Origin of the sequence: Natrononativus amylolyticus (assembly GCF_024362525.1) — an archaeon.
GTDB classification, from domain to species: Archaea; Halobacteriota; Halobacteria; order Halobacteriales; family Natrialbaceae; genus Natrononativus; species Natrononativus amylolyticus.
Genome location: NZ_CP101458.1, coordinates 2,235,855 through 2,251,739, shown reverse-complemented (window position 1 = coordinate 2,251,739; position 15,885 = coordinate 2,235,855). Strand labels below are relative to the sequence as shown.

Annotated in this window: 12 protein-coding genes; 5 read left to right on the top strand and 7 right to left on the bottom strand. The window is 68.3% G+C overall.

The window, feature by feature from the left end; translation table 11 throughout:
* Positions 1-2: 2 nt before the first annotated feature.
* The 3 genes from pyrE to NMQ11_RS11840 form a co-directional block, all read right to left on the bottom strand.
* A complete protein-coding gene (gene pyrE / locus NMQ11_RS11850) occupies positions 3-530 on the bottom strand; it encodes an orotate phosphoribosyltransferase (RefSeq protein WP_255168398.1) in 528 nt (175 codons plus the stop codon).
* Positions 531-608: 78 nt separating this feature from the next.
* Positions 609-1,850 carry an outer membrane protein assembly factor BamB family protein gene (locus NMQ11_RS11845; protein ID WP_255168396.1) on the bottom strand — a complete coding sequence of 414 codons (1,242 nt, stop codon included), beginning with the start codon at positions 1,848-1,850 and terminating at the stop codon, positions 609-611.
* A 55-nt stretch (positions 1,851-1,905) separates the two neighbouring features.
* Positions 1,906-2,451 (bottom strand): CDP-2,3-bis-(O-geranylgeranyl)-sn-glycerol synthase, encoded by a 546-nt coding sequence (locus NMQ11_RS11840; RefSeq protein WP_255168394.1) that lies wholly within the window; start codon positions 2,449-2,451, stop codon positions 1,906-1,908.
* Between the two features lie 182 nt (positions 2,452-2,633).
* Between NMQ11_RS11840 and NMQ11_RS11835 the strand changes: the two genes are divergently transcribed.
* On the top strand, positions 2,634-3,812 hold the full coding sequence (locus NMQ11_RS11835) for a M24 family metallopeptidase (RefSeq protein ID WP_255168392.1): 1,179 nt from the start codon (positions 2,634-2,636) through the stop codon (positions 3,810-3,812).
* 1 nt (position 3,813) lies between these two features.
* Positions 3,814-5,100, top strand: coding sequence for a glutamate dehydrogenase GdhB (gdhB, locus tag NMQ11_RS11830; RefSeq protein WP_303848858.1), 1,287 nt, complete (start codon positions 3,814-3,816; stop codon positions 5,098-5,100).
* A gap of 89 nt (positions 5,101-5,189) precedes the next feature.
* Here the strand turns inward: gdhB and NMQ11_RS11825 are convergent, their stop codons facing one another.
* Positions 5,190-8,384: an FAD-binding and (Fe-S)-binding domain-containing protein gene (locus NMQ11_RS11825; RefSeq protein ID WP_255168390.1), complete on the bottom strand. Its 3,195-nt coding sequence runs from the start codon at positions 8,382-8,384 to the stop codon at positions 5,190-5,192.
* A gap of 3 nt (positions 8,385-8,387) precedes the next feature.
* The gene (locus NMQ11_RS11820) at positions 8,388-9,359 is read right to left on the bottom strand and encodes an NAD(P)-dependent oxidoreductase (RefSeq protein WP_255168387.1); all 972 of its coding nucleotides are present in this window, start codon (positions 9,357-9,359) and stop codon (positions 8,388-8,390) included.
* A gap of 130 nt (positions 9,360-9,489) precedes the next feature.
* Between NMQ11_RS11820 and NMQ11_RS11815 the strand changes: the two genes are divergently transcribed.
* From NMQ11_RS11815 to NMQ11_RS11805, 3 genes are all read left to right on the top strand, one after another.
* Complete coding sequence (locus NMQ11_RS11815; RefSeq protein WP_255168385.1) at positions 9,490-10,842, top strand: amidohydrolase; 1,353 nt, start codon at positions 9,490-9,492, stop codon at positions 10,840-10,842.
* Positions 10,839-12,086 (top strand): threonine ammonia-lyase, encoded by a 1,248-nt coding sequence (gene ilvA, locus NMQ11_RS11810; protein WP_255168383.1) that lies wholly within the window; start codon positions 10,839-10,841, stop codon positions 12,084-12,086. Before NMQ11_RS11815 ends, ilvA begins: the two co-directional genes overlap by 4 nt.
* A 164-nt stretch (positions 12,087-12,250) precedes the next feature.
* Positions 12,251-12,661 carry an ester cyclase gene (locus NMQ11_RS11805; protein WP_255168381.1) on the top strand — a complete coding sequence of 137 codons (411 nt, stop codon included), beginning with the start codon at positions 12,251-12,253 and terminating at the stop codon, positions 12,659-12,661.
* 9 nt (positions 12,662-12,670) lie between these two features.
* On the opposite strand, the gene NMQ11_RS11800 is transcribed toward NMQ11_RS11805, so the two are convergent.
* Both NMQ11_RS11800 and NMQ11_RS11795 read right to left on the bottom strand, forming a co-directional pair.
* A complete protein-coding gene (locus tag NMQ11_RS11800) occupies positions 12,671-14,032 on the bottom strand; it encodes a class-III pyridoxal-phosphate-dependent aminotransferase (RefSeq protein ID WP_255168379.1) in 1,362 nt (453 codons plus the stop codon).
* Positions 14,033-14,095: 63 nt separating this feature from the next.
* On the bottom strand, positions 14,096-15,766 hold the full coding sequence (locus NMQ11_RS11795; RefSeq protein WP_255168378.1) for a BCCT family transporter: 1,671 nt from the start codon (positions 15,764-15,766) through the stop codon (positions 14,096-14,098).
* Positions 15,767-15,885: the final 119 nt, after the last annotated feature.

Here is a 15,885-nt window from a genome sequence, read left to right as displayed (position 1 = left end):
AGTCAGTCCCGATCCGCGAGCAGGTCGCTGGCAGTCACCAGCGACTCCATCTCGAGGCCCGCCGCCTCGACGGTCTCGCGGCCGCCTTCCTCGCGGTCGACGACGACGAGCGTTCGCTCGACGGTCGCGCCCGCCTCGCGCAGCGACTCGACCGCTTCCACGAGGCTCGTCCCGGTAGTGACGATGTCCTCGAGCACCACGACCTCCTCGCCGTCCTCGAGTCGTCCCTCGACGAGATTCCCGGTACCGTACTCCTTTCGCTGCTTGCGCGCGATCACGTAGGGGACGCCCGCGGCGACGCTGGTCGCCGCCGCCAGCGGGACGGCCCCGAGGGCGACGCCTGCGATCTTCGCCCCCGGCTCGAGGCGCTCGGCGAACGCCTCGGCGATCAGCTCGAGACAGCGGGGGTCGGTCTCGAAGAGGTACTTGTCGACGTAGTACTCGCTCGTCCCGCCGTGGGAGAGGTCGAACTCGCCGAACTGGACGGCGTCTGCGGCCCGCAGCGCGTCGATGAGCTCCTGGTTCGCCATTGCCGAGAGTGGCGCACCGGAGCGAGATAAGCGGTGTGAAACGCTGCGCCGGGGTCGACCGTGCGGTCGTCGCGTTCGCTACGGGGCCTCGAGTGCGAGCAGCTCGCCGCCTTCCGTCGCGACGATGATCGTCTCCTCGACGGCGGCGACCCCTCGCCAACCGGGCGGCGAATCGAACTCGAGGGTCCAGAGGTCCGATCCCTCGCGATCGAAGGCGAACAGCAGTCCGTCGCCGTCTCGTTCCGTCTGTCCGAACGCGAGCACCACGTCTCCGGCGACGAGCGTTTTGGTCACCCATCCGTCGATCTCGACGTGCCACTGTTCGCCGCCGTCGTCGACGTCGATCTCGGTAATGTAGCCCCGGTCTGAGCCGGTATCGGTCTGAGCGACGTACCCCGCCCCGCCCACGAGCGCCGGCGTCGACGCCCGGGTTCCTCGCGGTTCGGTCGACCACCACATCTGGCCGCTCGAGAGCTCGTACCGGGCGGCGGCGGCGCGTCCGTAGAGCGGCCCCGAGGTCACCCGACCGGCGAACAGCCCCCTGTGGGTGATCGCCGGCGGATGGGTCGCTTGCGATTCGCGCATGTCGACCTGCCAGACCGGTTCGGGATCCGTCTCCGACCAGGGGAACGTGGTATCGGCCATATCGAACCTCGAGAACTCGCCGGGCGCTCTGGTGTACAGCATCGAGTCGGAGAGACCGGCGACTATGCCCGACTCGAGCGTCCAGACGATCTCCCCGTCCGTTCGGTCGCGGGCGGCGGTCCTCGTGTCGTAGCCGGGGGCGGCCATTGCGCCGGCGGTGATCACGACCTCCTCTGCGACCAGGAGGCTGCCGAACCAGCGCTGCGGATCGCTGCTCGCGGTCCAGACGGTCTCGCCGTCCGCGAGCTCGAACGCGGCGAACTCGCTTTCCTCGTCGTCTTCGTCGTCGGCGACGCCGGCGGCGTAGACCGTTCCGTCCGCGATCCCTGCGGTACCGATCTCGCCGTCTCGGTTCCACCTCGAGTCGCCGTCCTCGAGATCCACGGCGTGAAGCCCGCCGTCGCCGTAGCCGACGACCGTTCCGTCCGCGACGAGAACGCCGGTGAACGCCTGGTCCGTCTCGATGCGCCAGCGCACGTCGGGTTCCCCCTCCGGCGGGTCGGCGTGTTCGTTGTAGCTCGAATTTCCCGCGTCGTAGTGGGTGAGCGGCCACGAACCGGGTTCGGGCGCGGTAGTTTCGAGGGAGGCCACCTCGGACTCGAGGCAGCCGGCGAGCGACGCGGAGAACACCGCCCCGCCGGTTGCGAGGAGCGATCGCCTGGAGGGCGCGTACATGTCACGAAAACTGTCAGTACGACTAATAACGATTCCGCTCGTTTGCCAGGGCCGCCTACCAGGGCTCGTTCTTCAGCCCGAGTTTGTAGGCGATCACGTTCGTCGTCACGTGCAGGATCGGCGTGAGCACGACGACGACGAGGATGACGCCCCAGGTGAACCACTCGAAGAACCACTCGGTGGCGAGCAACGCGGTGAGCGGGAGCGAGACGACGACGAAGTCGAGCTGGTCGACGCCTGGGAACATCGCGCCGCGCTCGCGGCCCGTGCGGCGCTTGACGAACGAGGCGAGGATGTCGCCGAGCATCGCTCCGGCGGCGAGACCGACCGCCGCGAGCGGGGTGAACGCCGGCACCTCGAACCCGATCGCGGCGCTCACGTCGTCGGCGACGAGCGTCAGCGCGCCGGCGAGGAGCAGTCCGGCGAGGATACCCGCGAACGTCCCCCGCCAGCTCTTGCCGTCGCCGAGGATTCGCGACCCGCTCCAGGTTCGCCCCCCGTCGATCGGCCGGCCGCCGCCGGCGAGCACCGCCGCGTTGTTCGGCACGTAGGCGGGCAACATCGCCCAGAACGCGATAACGACCGTCTCGAGTACTGCCATGTCACAGCGGATGACAGCCCGTAACTTAACCGGGGGTGGTTCGCGTCGGCGGCTTTCGGTTCGAGGACTCTCAGTAGCGGTCCCCGGTCTGGGTTCCGGAGGACGGGGTACCGTATACACTAACTGTATTCATTGTACACGAAAAACTTTTGCCGCCCGTGGGTGATTGTCGCATAGACTGCATGCCAGGCGACGTGTTCAGCGACGGCGAGTACCGACGGCGCATCGAGCGGACGAAAGAGCGGATGGCGGAGGCCGACCTCGACGCGATCGTCGTCTCCGATCCGGCGAACATGAACTACCTCGCGGGGTACGACGGCTGGTCGTTCTACGTCCACCAGGCGCTCGTGCTCACGCGAGAGCGCGAGGAACCGATCTGGGTCGGCCGCGAGATGGACGCCGGCGGCGCGCGGGCGACGACCTGGCTCGCCGAGGAGAACATCCGCTCCTACAGCGACGATCACGTCCACTCGCCGCACGACCTGCACCCGATGGACTACCTCGCGGGCGTGCTCGAGGAGTGCGACGTCGCCGACGGCCGGATCGGCCTCGAGATGGACGCCGCCTACTTCACCGCGAAGTCGTACACGCGCCTGCAACAGAACCTCCCCGAGGCCGAGTTCGAGGACACGACGCTGCTCGTCGGCTGGGTCCGCATCGAGAAGTCCGAGCAGGAACTCGAGTACATGCGCCAGGCCGCCCAGATTTCGGAGAACGCGATGCAGGCGGGGATCGACGCGATCGGCGAGGGTGTCCCCGAGTACGAGGTCGCGGCGGAGATCTACGACGCCCTCATCCGGGGGACCGACGAGTTCGGCGGCGACTACCCCTCGATCGTCCCGCTGATGCCCTCGGGCGATCACACCGACACGCCACACCTCACCTGGACCGACCGCGAGTTCGAAGAGGGCGACCCCGTGATCATCGAACTCTCGGGCTGTCGCCACCGGTACCACTCCCCGCTGGCCCGGACGACGTTCGTCGGCGACCCGCCCGCGGAGCTCGCGGAGGCCGCCGACATCGTCGTCGAGGGGATCGAAGCGGCCCTCGAGACGGCCGAACCGGGCGTCACCTGCGAGGCCGTCGAGGAGGCCTGGCGCGAGACCATCGCGCAGTACGGTATCGAGAAGGAGGATCGGATCGGCTACTCGATGGGACTGGGCTACCCGCCGGACTGGGGCGAGCACACCGCGAGCATCCGGCCGGGCGACGAGACGGTGCTCGAGGAGAACATGACGTTCCACATGATCCCCGGCATCTGGACGGAGGCGATCGGCATGGAGATCAGCGAGACGTTCGTCGTCACCGCGGACGGAGTCGAAACACTTGCGGCGTTCCCGCGACGACTGTTCACCGCTTGAGATGAGTATGGAATCTACCCAGGAAGCCGAACCCGACTCGCCCGAGATCGACTCGGCGCTCGTGACCGCCCGGCGCCAGCTCGAGCGCGCCGCCGCCCACGTCGACGTCGACGAGGGCGTGATCGAGCGGCTGAAACACCCGACCCGCGTCGAGCAGGTCTCGGTCCCGCTCGAGCGCGACGACGGCTCCGTCGACGTCTTCACGGGCTACCGCGCCCAGCACGACGACGTCCGCGGTCCCTACAAGGGCGGGCTGCGCTATCACCCCGAAGTGAACACGGAGGAGTGCATCGGGCTCTCGATGTGGATGACCTGGAAGTGCGCCGTGATGGACCTCCCCTTCGGCGGGGGGAAGGGTGGCATCGCCGTCAACCCGAAGGAGCTGAGCGAGGGCGAGACCGAGCGGCTCACCCGCCGGTTCGCCGAGGAGCTGCGCGCCGTCGTCGGCCCGACGAAGGACGTTCCCGCCCCGGACATGGGGACCGACGCCCAGACGATGGCCTGGTTCATGGACGCCTACTCGATGCAACAGGGCGAGACGACCCCCGGCGTCGTCACCGGCAAGCCGCCGGTCATCGGCGGCTCCTACGGTCGCCAGGAGGCCCCCGGCCGCAGCGTCGCGATCGTCACCCGCGAGGCGATCGACCACTACGATATCGGCCTCGAGAGCGCCACCGTCGCGGTGCAGGGCTTCGGCAGCGTCGGCGCCAACGCCGCCCGACTGCTCGACGAGTGGGGGGCGAGCGTCGTCGCCGTTAGCGACGTCAACGGCGCGATCTACGACCCCGACGGCCTCGACATCGAGTCGATTCCGACGCACGAGGAAGAGCCCGAGGCGGTCCTAGAGCAGGACGCCCCGGAGACGCTTACCAACGAGGAGATCCTCGAACTCGACGTCGACGTGCTCGTCCCCGCCGCGGTCGGCAACGTCATCTCCGCCGAGAACGCGGGCGACGTCGCCGCCGACATCGTCGTCGAGGGCGCCAACGGCCCGACGACGTTCGCCGCCGACAGCATCCTCGAGGAACGGGGCGTGCCGGTGATCCCGGACATCCTCGCGAACGCGGGCGGGGTGACGGTGAGCTACTTCGAGTGGCTCCAGGACATCAACCGCCGCCAGTGGAGCTTGGATCGGGTTCAGGAGGAACTCGAGGAACACATGCTCGACGCCTGGGACGACGTTCGCGGCGAGGTCGAGGCGAAGGAGCTGACCTGGCGCGACGCCGCCTACGTGGTGGCGCTCTCCCGGATCGCCGAGGCGAAGGCGATGCGCGGGCTCTGGCCGTAGCGCGGGTTCGAGGGTCGTTTCTCCTCGCCGCACGGGCGGGACCGAGACAGGGCTTCGTGGAGTGACCGATCACCCGGCCGCTCGCCGGCTCACCGGCCGAGCGCGCCCGAAACCTTCTCGATCGGGTGCGGCGGCTCCTCGCGTCCCTCGTAGGACGCGAGCTGTGAGCGACACGACGCCCCCGGCGCGACGACCGTCTCGCCGTCGCTCGCCTCGACCTGATCGACGAGGACGTCGCCGATCGCCCGGCTCAGCGAGTAGTGCTCGGCCTCGTAGCCGAAGCTGCCGGCCATCCCGCAACAGCCCGAGTCGAGCGCGTCGACCTCGTAACCCGTCGCCTCGAGCACTCGCGCGGCGTGGCCGTCTTTCTTCGTCGCCTTCTGGTGGCAGTGGCCGTGGTAAGTCAGGCGCTCGCCGGGCGGCGACAGCGGGAGGCGATCGACGAGATCGAACCGATCGAGGTACTCCATGATCCCGTAGGTGCTCGTCGCGACGGCTTCGACGTCCGGCCCCGACAGCAGATCCAGGTAATCGGACTGGAGCATCACCGCGTCGGAGGGTTCGACCACCACGACCTCCCAGCCGTTCTCGACGTACGGCGCGAGGGCGTCGACGTTCGTCCGGGCGCGCTCGCGGGAGACGTCGAGAAAGCCCTTCGAGTGCGCCGGCCGGCCCGTCGCGGTGACCCCCTCCGGGATTCGGACGTGGACGCCCGCGTTCTCGAGCACCTGCACCGTCGCCTTCCCCGCCCTGGGGTGGTTGTAGTTGGTGTAGGTGTCGGGGACGAGCAGAACCCGTCGAGTAGCCTCGTCGAGCGGAATTCTCGAGCCACGGCGGTCGAACCAGTCCTCGAAGCTCTCGCCCGCGAACGACGGGAGGTCGCGCTCGCGGGCGATGCCGAGCGCCTTCTCGGCGACGAGTCCGGACCCCGGAAGGGAGGCCGCCCAGTTCGACACCGGCGCGAGCGCGGAGCCGACGGCGTTCAGCCGGTCGACGTTCGCGAACACGCGGTCGCGGAGGCTCGAGCCGTACTCCTGGTGGTGGGCGTGCTCGACTTCCGCTTTGAGTTTCGCCATGTCGACCTCGCTGGGACAGTCCCGCGCACAGCCCTTACAGCCGATACAGAGGTCCATCACTTCGGCCATGAACTCCGTATCCGTCGCGTCGGCCTCGAGGTCGCCGCTCATCGCCCGGCGGAGCATGTTCGCCCGCCCGCGGGTGCTCAGGCTCTCCTCCTCGGCGGCGCGGAACGTCGGACACATCACGCCGCCGGTGGTCTCCTGGGCGCCCCGACAGCCCGCACAGCCGTGACAGAGCTCGACCATCCCCTGGAAGCCGTTCTCGTTCTCCCACTCGAGGGCGGGCTCGAGCCCCGCCTCGAACTCGTAGTCGGGATCGAACCGCAGGTGCTCGGTCATGTCGTGGTCGCCACAGACGGTGCCGGGGTTCAACAGCCAGTCGGGGTCGAAGGCGGTCTTCAGCTCCCGGAACAGCGCCCAGACGTCCTCGCCGTAGAGCTTGCGGTTCCACTGGGTGCGGGCGCGGCCGTCGCCGTGTTCGCCCGACACCGAGCCGCCGTACTCGACGACGAGGTCCGTCACCGCGTCCGAGATCGCCTCGAACTCCGCGAGTCCGGCCTCGCTTTTCGTGTCGACCAGCGGCCGCATGTGCATGCAGCCCGGTCCCGCGTGGGCGTAGAAGCTCGCGAAGGTGTCGTGTTCCTCGAGCATCGCCTGGAAGTCCGTCACGTAGTCCGCGAGGTGTTCCGTCGGCACCGCCGTATCCTCGATGAACGAGATGTGTTTCGCGTCCGAGGTCCGCGAGAGGAGGATCGGCGCCGCGCTCTTCCTGAGCTTCCAGAGTTCGGCCCGCTCGTCGGGAGCGTGGGCCTCGAGGGCGTCGAAGGCGCGGACGGGCTCCGCTGTGTCCCCCACCGGGACGGCGCTGTCCGGCGCCGGCACCGCCTCGTCGGGCAACCGATCGGCCAGCAGCGCCGCGACCCGCTCACGGCCGTCCGCCGCATCCTCGGCGTAGAACTCGACCAGCAGCGCCGACTCGGTTCCCGCCGGGAGCCGTTCGGCGACCGGGGCGAACTCCTCGGTCCGCTCGGCGAGGTCGATCAGCACGTCGTCGATGGCTTCGATGGCCGCCGGATCGTGGCCGCGAACGATGGTGTCGACGTCGGCCATCGCCGCCCGCAGATCGCGGTAGGTCAGCAGCGCGACGGCCGTCGTCTCGGGCACCGGCTCGAGGCCCACCGTCGCCTCGGTGATCACGCCCAGGGTGCCCTCGCTGCCGGCGAAGGCGCGGGCGAGGTTGACCGTCGCGCCGGGGTCGGGTTCGACGCCCTCGACCTCGAGGGCGCCACCGGCGCGCTCGTCGAACGCGTCCGGATCGCCGTAGGCTTCGGCGACCAGTCGGTCGAGGTTGTACCCCGAGACGTTGCGCTTCAGCTGCGGGAACACCTCGCGGATCGAGTCCGCCTCCTCGTCGATCACTCGCCGGAGGGCGTCGTAGATCCGCTCGAGCAACTCGCCCTCCGGGTCGGCCCGCTCGCGCAACTCCGCGACGGTCAACTCGCCGAAGCGCTCGACGGAGCCGTCGGCGAGGACCACCTCGCACTCCTCGACGTAGGCGTCCGTCTTGCCGTACTGCAGGGAGTGTGCTCCCGTCGAGTTGTTCCCGATCGCGCCGCCGACCGTGCTGCGGTTGCCGGCGGCGGGGTCGGGGGCGAACTTCAGCCCGTGGGGCGAGAGCTCGTCGTTGAGGTCGGCGAGCACCGCTCCCGCCTGGACCGTCGCCCGTCGGCTCTCGGGGTCGACCGACAGCAGGCCGTTCATGTGGGGCGTGAAGTCGAGGACGACGGCCTCGTTGACCGCCTGGCCCGCGAGGCTGGTGCCGCCGCCGCGCGGGAGGACCGGAATCCCCTCCTCGGCGCAGTAGGAAACGACCTGCGCGACGTCGGCCGTCGAGCGCGGGCAGACGACGCCGATCGGCGTCACCTCGTAGGCGCTGGCGTCGGTCGCGTACAGGCTCCGGGTGTACTCGTCGAAGCGGACCTCGCCCGCGACGCGGGACTCGAGTTCCGAAACGAGGGCCGGCCGCTCGCGGTCGCCGCCGACGTAGTCGTAGTCTGCCCGCGGATCCGCCGCGGGGTCGCCCGCACGCGGGTCCGCCGGCGGTCCCAGCCGTGTCTCGTCGGGGCTCGCGGTCTGGTCGCTGTGGTCGGTCGTCGAACCGCGGTCCGGGCCGGCAGCCGGAGAACGCGAGTGATCGCCCGCCATCGTTCAGCTCGAGTTCGGCCGGTAGACCGCGTTCTCGAGGTCGCCTCCCTCCTCGAGGGCGCGGACGTTGCGGGCGACGATGCCGGCCAGCCGATCCCAGTGTTTGGGCGTGTGCCCGCCGGTGTGGGGCGTGATGAGGCAGTTCTCTAAGTCCCACAGCGGGTGATCCCCTGGGAGGGGCTCGGGATCGGTGACGTCGAGGGCGGCCCCCCGGATCCCGTTGAACTGGAGCGCGGAGACGAGCGCGTCGGTGTCGACGATCCCGCCGCGGGCGGCGTTGACGACCACGGCGTTCGGGGGTAGCGTCGCCAGCGCGTCCGCGTCGACGAGCCCGCGGGTGAGGTCGTTCAGCGGGCAGGCGAGGACGACGTAATCGCTGCGCGAAAAGGCCTCGTGGACGTCGTCTGCCTCGAAACTCAGGACCTCGTCCGTCGGGCCCCCCTTCTCGGGCGTGTAGCGGATGCCGATCGTCTCGACGTCGAATCCTTCGAGTCGGTTCACGATCTCCTGGCCGATCGAGCCGAGCCCGACGACCGTGACCGTGCTGTCGGTGAACTCGAACGACTGGAAGTGGCGCCACTCGCCGTTTCGCTTGCGGCGCCACCCCTCGTGGAGGTTCCGCGCGAAGACGAGCATGTTCGCGATCGACTGCTCGGCGATGCCGGGGGCGTGGATGCCGCCCGCGTTCGTCACGGCCACGCCGCGGTCGGCCAGCGCGTCCATCGGGACGTGGTCGGTGCCCGCGAACGTACAGGCGAACAGCTCGAGGCGATCCGCCTCCTCGAGGAGCGCCTCCTCGATCGTGATGCCGGTGACGAGGCGCGCCTGCGGGACGAGTTCGCGCTCGTCTCTGGGCGTTCGCGCGAGCGCGACGGTGTGCTCCGGCAGCCGCTCGCGGAGCGCGTCTGCGTACGATTCCATCGATAACCCTTCCGTCCCCTCGCGGAGGACGACGACGTCTGGCTGAGTGCTCATTGTGGATTCCGCGTCGCGGAGACGCTGTTCGTCGTTGTACGATTGTCACCGCGTCTCTTATCCTTTTTGTGTACCCGACATACACACAGATTGTGTATAACTAAGTCCCTGGGACGCGTCAGCAACTCGCATGAACGAGCCGATACGGGACCGCCTCGTCTCCCTCAGACGGAGCCTCCACCGCCACCCCGAACCCGCGTGGCGCGAATTCTACACGACCGCCCGGGTCGTCGAGGAGCTTCGGACCATCGACGTCGACGAACTCGCCGTCGGACCCGACGCCTACGACCCCGCCGACCGGATGGCCGTTCCCGACGGGGAACTCGAGCCCTGGCTCGAGCGCGCCCGCGAGCGCGGCGCCGATCCGGACCTCCTCGAGCGGATGGCCGGCGGTAACACGGGCGCGGTCGCCGTCCTCGAGCGCGGCGAGGGTCCCGCGATCGGGCTGCGCGTCGACATCGACGGGCTGTTCGTCGAGGAGTCGACCGACGACGACCACGTCCCCGCCGCGGAGGGCTTTCGCTCCGATATCGACGGGACGATGCACGCCTGCGGCCACGACGTCCACATGGCCTGGGGGCTGGCAGCGCTCGAGACGATCGCCGAGAGCGGTGAGCGATCCGACGGATCGCGATCCTCGTCGGAACGGAGTTCCGACGGTGACTTTTCCGGGCGATTGGTCGTCTTCTTCCAGCCGGCCGAGGAGAGCGGCGGCGGCGGCTGCCCGATGGCGAGAAGCGAGTTCGCCGCGGATCTCGACTACCTGCTCGCGGTTCACGTCGGCCTCGACCACCCCACCGGCGAGGTCGTCGCCGGAATCGAGAAGCCGCTGGCGATGGCCCACCTCGACGTCACGATCGAGGGAAACTCCGCCCACGCCGGACAGTCCCCGGAGCGGGGCGACAACGCGATGCACGCCATGGGTGCGGCGATCGAGAGCATATACGGTATTCCCCGCCACAGCGGGGGGATGACCCGGGTGAACGTCGGCCGGGCGAAGGCGGGAACGACGAGCAACGTGATCGCCGAACGCGCTCGCATGGAGGCGGAGGTCCGCGGGGAGACGACGGCGCTGATGGAGTACATGAAGAGACGTCTCGAGCGGGCAGTGGAGGGCGCGGCGTCGATCCACGGCTGTCGGGCCGACGTCGAGGTCGTCAGCGAGTCGCCGCGAGCCGACAGCGACCCCGAACTGCAGGCGCTGGTCAGCGAGGTGGCGAGCGAGGTCGACGGGATCGAGCGGGTGCTCCCGGCGGCGGACTTCGGGGCGAGCGAGGACGCGACGTACCTGATGGAACGGGTGCAGGAGGAAGGCGGGCTCGCGACGTACCTGATCGTGGGCACCGACCACCCGACGAGCCATCACACGCCCACGTTCGACGTCGATGAGCGCAGTCTGGACCACGGCGTGGCCGTCCTCGTCGAGACGATCCGGGAACTCGAGCGCCGTCACCCGGTACCGCAGGTAGAGGACGACGAATGAGCGGGGACGAGACGCCCGAGGACCGCGTCTCGCTCGCGGACGTCGAGGACGCTCGAGACCGGATCGCCGACGTCGTCCACCGAACGCCGCTCGACACCTCGAGCACCTTCGCCGAACTGAGCGGAGCCGCCTCGGTGGGCCTCAAACTCGAGAACACCCAGCGGACGGGCTCGTTCAAGATCCGCGGGGCGTACAACCGGATGGCACAGCTCTCCGACGACGAGCGCGAGGCGGGGGTGATCGCCTCGAGCGCGGGTAACCACGCCCAGGGAGTGGCGCTGGCGGGCGAGCTCCTCGGGATCGAGACGACGATCGTCGTCCCCGAGGTGACGCCCGCGGCGAAGATCGAGGCCACTCGAGGGTACGGCGCAGCGGTCGTGATCGAGGGCGAGATCTACGAGCGATCCTACGAGTACGCCCTCGAGCGAGCGGGAGAGACCGGCGAGACGTTCGTCCACCCCTTCGACGACGCGGCGATCATCGCCGGCCAGGGGACGATCGGCCTCGAACTCCTCGAGCAGTATCCCGACCTCGATACCGTCCTCGTCGCTATCGGCGGCGGCGGGCTCGTCTCGGGGATCGGCACCGTGTTGAAGGCACACGACCCCGCGATCCGCGTGATCGGCGTCCAGCCCGAGGGCGCCTTCCACGCCAAGCCGTCGCTCGAGGCCGACGAGATCCGCGAACTCGAGGACGTCGACACGATCGCGGAGGGGATCGCGGACACGCGACTGCTCGAGACCACGTTCGCGAACGCCCGCGAAGTCGTCGACGACGTGGTGGCAGTCAGCGACCGCGAGATCGCTGCCGCCGTCGCGCTGCTGGCCGAGCGCGCGAAGACGGTCGCCGAGAGCGCCGGCGCCGCGCCGCTGGCGGCCGCGCTCTCCGAGGATCTGGATCTCGCAGACGAGCACGTCGCCGTCGTCGTTTCGGGCGGCAACGTGAACCTCACGGAACACGCGGAGCTAACGCGGACCGGCCTCTACGAACGCGGGCGCTACGCCGAGGCCAGGCTGGCGCTTGCGGGGTGGCCGACGCGAATCGGCGACGTGATCGAGGTGATCGAGGCCGAGGGCGCGGAACTGGACGTCCTCGAGCGCGCCCGGCGAGGGGCGGGCGACGAGCCCAACCGGGTGCCGGTGACGGTGGGACTCGAGGGGAGCGGTCCCGAGCAGCTGGCGGGCGTACTCGAGGCGATTAGTGAACTCGAGGGGGTGTCGGTGGCCGAGAGCGATCTCGAGTAAAACGGGTCGCACCTCGCGTCCCGTCGGAGGGAACCCTCCCGTTCGGGAATGAAAATAGCTAACACACCTCATGGCGTATCGTCCGTGAGCGTCCTTCGGCGTACCAGCGCGGACGAACGGGGCCAGTATCGACAGACGCTCACCGATGAGGAAGGTGACCAGCCATGCCAGAAGCAACGACACCGGATGTGGACCGACTCATGAGTGACTACGTTGACTTGCGGAACGGGGACCTTTCAAAGCTGGACGTGCTGTCCGATACGTTCACGTTTCATCTGCCGATCGACGAAGTCCGTGGCCGCGACGCAGCGGAAGCTATGCAGCGCGAACAGGAGGCGGCGTTCCCCGACTTCGAATTAACGGTGGACGATATGCTCGCTGACGACGACATCGTCATGTGGGAGTGGACGGTGACGGGCACACACAGGGGGGAGTGGCAGGGTATCCCGCCGACCGGGCGTGAAGTGGCGTTCGCAGGGATGTCGAAAACGGTGATTTCGGAGGGGAAAATCCAGGAGAACTGGGCCTACTTCGACTCACGAACGCTCATGGCTCAACTCGAGGACACCGCGTAGAACTCTCGATTACGCCGTTTTCGCGCTCGAGCCGACCGCCTCGACGGCCTTGCAGAAGATTCCGATGCCCAGCTCGATCTCGCGTTCGCTCGAGTCCAGCGGCGGGAGCAGCCGGATCGTCTTCTTGCCGCAGCCGAGCGTCAGGAGGCCGCGCTCGAGCGACTCCTTCACGACGTCGTTTCGACGCTCCGGCGTGTCGAACTCGACGGCGAGCATCAGACCCTTCCCGCGGACGTCGACGACGTGATCCGGTGTGTCGTCGCGGAGCAGTTCCTTCGCCTGCTCGCCGCGCTCGGTGGCGTTTTCGAGCAAATCGTACTCCTCGATGGCCTCGAGGGTGAGCGCGCCCATCATCGAGCCGAGCAGGTCGCCGCCGCCGAACGTCGAGCCCAGCCGGTTCTTCTCGCTCGGGAAGATCTCCGACCGGGAGATGGTCGCGCCGACGCGCAGCGCCTTCGCGGCCGAGATGACGTCGGGTTCGATCGCGTAGTGGTCCGAGGCCCAGATCTCGCCGGTGCGGCCGATGCCCGACTGGATCTCGTCGACGACGAGCGGGATGTCGTACTCGCTTGTGACGTCCGCCACTTCCTGCATGAACGCCTCGCTGGGGAAGCGGTAGCCGCCGACGCCCTGGATCGGCTCGAGGATCAGGAAGGCGATCTCCTCGGGGTTGAGGTGGCCGCCCTCTGGCGACAGCGAGTTCCGCAGCTGCGAACCGCCGCCGGCGAAGAAGCCGCAGTCGCAACTGCCCGCGTCACAGCCCCGGTCGGCACAAAAGGGCACCGTCTCGATGCCGTCGATCTGGGGGTAGTGGCGGGTGTAGATCTCCTTCGACTTCGTCACCGAGAGGGTGCCGACGGTGCGCCCGTGGAAGCTGCCGGCGAAGGCGACGCCGTACTTCGCTGGCGCGCGGTAGTCGTTCGTGATCTTCATCGCGTTCTCGACGGCCTCGGCGCCGGAGTTCGAGAGGAAGACGGTGTCCATCCCGTACTGACTCGAGACCTCGACCAGTTTCTCCATCAGGTGACTCGAGCCGGGCACCGCCGACTCCTCGGGGGTGGGGCCGGCCCCGAAGTACATGTCCTGGCCGGCGATCTTCATCGGCTCGACGAGGTCGAACGCCTCGAGTTTCTCGAGGAGCTTCTCGTTGTTGTAGCCGAGCGGCGCCGCCCCGATGTGGCAGGTGAAGTCGAGCAGAACGTTGCCGTCGACGTCCGTGACGAACGGTCCGTCGGCCTCGCGGGTGACGTCCCAGACGAACTCGTGGGAGTACTCGCTCGGGGCCGCGTTCGACCCGTGGAACTCGACCCATCGCTGGGCGTTCGGCCCGGGGAACACGTCTACCTCCGGTTCGGCGGTGTCCCTGTCCATACACAGATTATGTATACGCCGTCCATTAAATGTTGTTATGAATTCCGGTGCGATGCGCGGTCGTTAGTCGTCTGTCGGATCGGCCGTCGCGGTGGAGTCGTCGGATTTCGACGAACTCGAGCCGAAGAGCACCGTCCGCTCCTGGAGCAACAGGCGACCCTGACTGCCGCTGAAGTCTTTGATCAGCGACACCAGCGCGAGGAAGCAGACGAACGCGAACGGCGCGCCGGTGATGACGACCGCCTGCTCGAGGGCGCCGGCGCCGGCGTCGCCGCCGAGGATCATCAGGATCGCGGCCGTCAGCCCGAGGACGATCCCCCAGAAGAGCCGGTTGATCGTCGAGGGCTGGGCCTTCCCGCCGGTGGTCATCATCGAAACGGCGAGCGTCGAGGAGTCCGCCGACGTGACGAAGAACGTCGTCACGAGGATCATGAATGCGAGGATCAACGCCGAGCCGACGGGCACGGTGATCTCGGTCACGCCGAGGTCCATCGAAAACGTGAGCGCCTCGAAGAGGATGAACCCGGAGACCTCCGCTCCGGCGTCGCCCGCCAGCACCTCACCGAAGTCCGCGGCGCCGGTGTGCTGTGCCCAGACGGCGGTGCCGCCGACGAACGTGAACCACGGAATCGTCGCGGCGGACGTCGCCACGATGCCCGTAAAGGCGACCTCTCGGACGGTGCGGCCCTTGGAGATGCGGGCGATGAACAGCCCGGCGAACGGCGACCACGAGAGCGCCCACGCCCAGTAGAAGACCGTCCAGTCTTCGACCCAGCCGGTGCCGCCCTCGCCAGCACCGGTGTAGAGGCTCATCGCGACGAAGTCGCTGATCATCCCACCCATCGCCTGTGCGCCGACCAGCACGAGGAACATCGTCGGACCGACGATGAACGTCGCGAGCGTGAGCAGGGCGAACAGCCCCATGTTGAAGTTCGAGAGCCGCCGGATGCCGCGGTCGATCCCCAGAACCATCGAAATCGTAAACAGCACCGTCATCGTCGTCACGACGAGGAGGATTCCGGTGTCACCGAAGTCGAGACCCCACTGGTAATCGAGGCCGGTGACGAACTGGCTGCCGATGAACCCGAGCGAGGTCGCGACGCCGCCGATCGTCGCGAACACTGCGAGGATGTCGATGAGCTTCGCGAACGGTCCGTCGAGGTTGTCCTTTCCGATGAGCGGCGTGAGCGCCGAGGAGACGCGCAGGGGCACCCCCTCGTAGTTGTACGCGAAGTAGCCGATGGCGATCCCCATGATGGTGAACACCGCCAGCTGGGGCAGCGCCCAGTGGAACAGCGTCTGCTGGATCGCCAGTGGAACGGCCTCGCTCGTCCCGCCTTCGACGCCGAACAGGGGGTTCGGATCGTCGTAGTAGAACAGCCCCTCCGTCGGCCCCCAGAAGACGACGCCGGCGGCGAACCCCGCGGAGTACAGCATCGCGAAAAACGAGAAGAAGCTGTACTCGGGCTCCTCCTCGCCGAGTCTGATCTTCCCCCACGGCCCGACGATCAGAAACAGCAGGAAGACGACGACGAGGAACACGATCACCAGCAGCGCCCAGCTCAGGTAGCTGAGCATCTCGCCGTGAATCAGGTCGATCCTGCTCTCGACGAAGCTCCGATCGACGAAGAACGCGACGATCACCCCAACCGACAACAGCGCACCGAAAGCGAAGACGACCAGGTCCAGTTCCTCGAGGAACCTGCCGATCGTCCCGTCCCCCCCGTCTGTCACGGCGTGTCACCCCCGGTGGGCGGACAGCGGTTCGCCGGTGGTCGACACCTACTCCGCTCCACGATCGCCATGCGTCGCGATGGCATACCGAACCGGTTGTCAGTCTCTCGCATAAACAT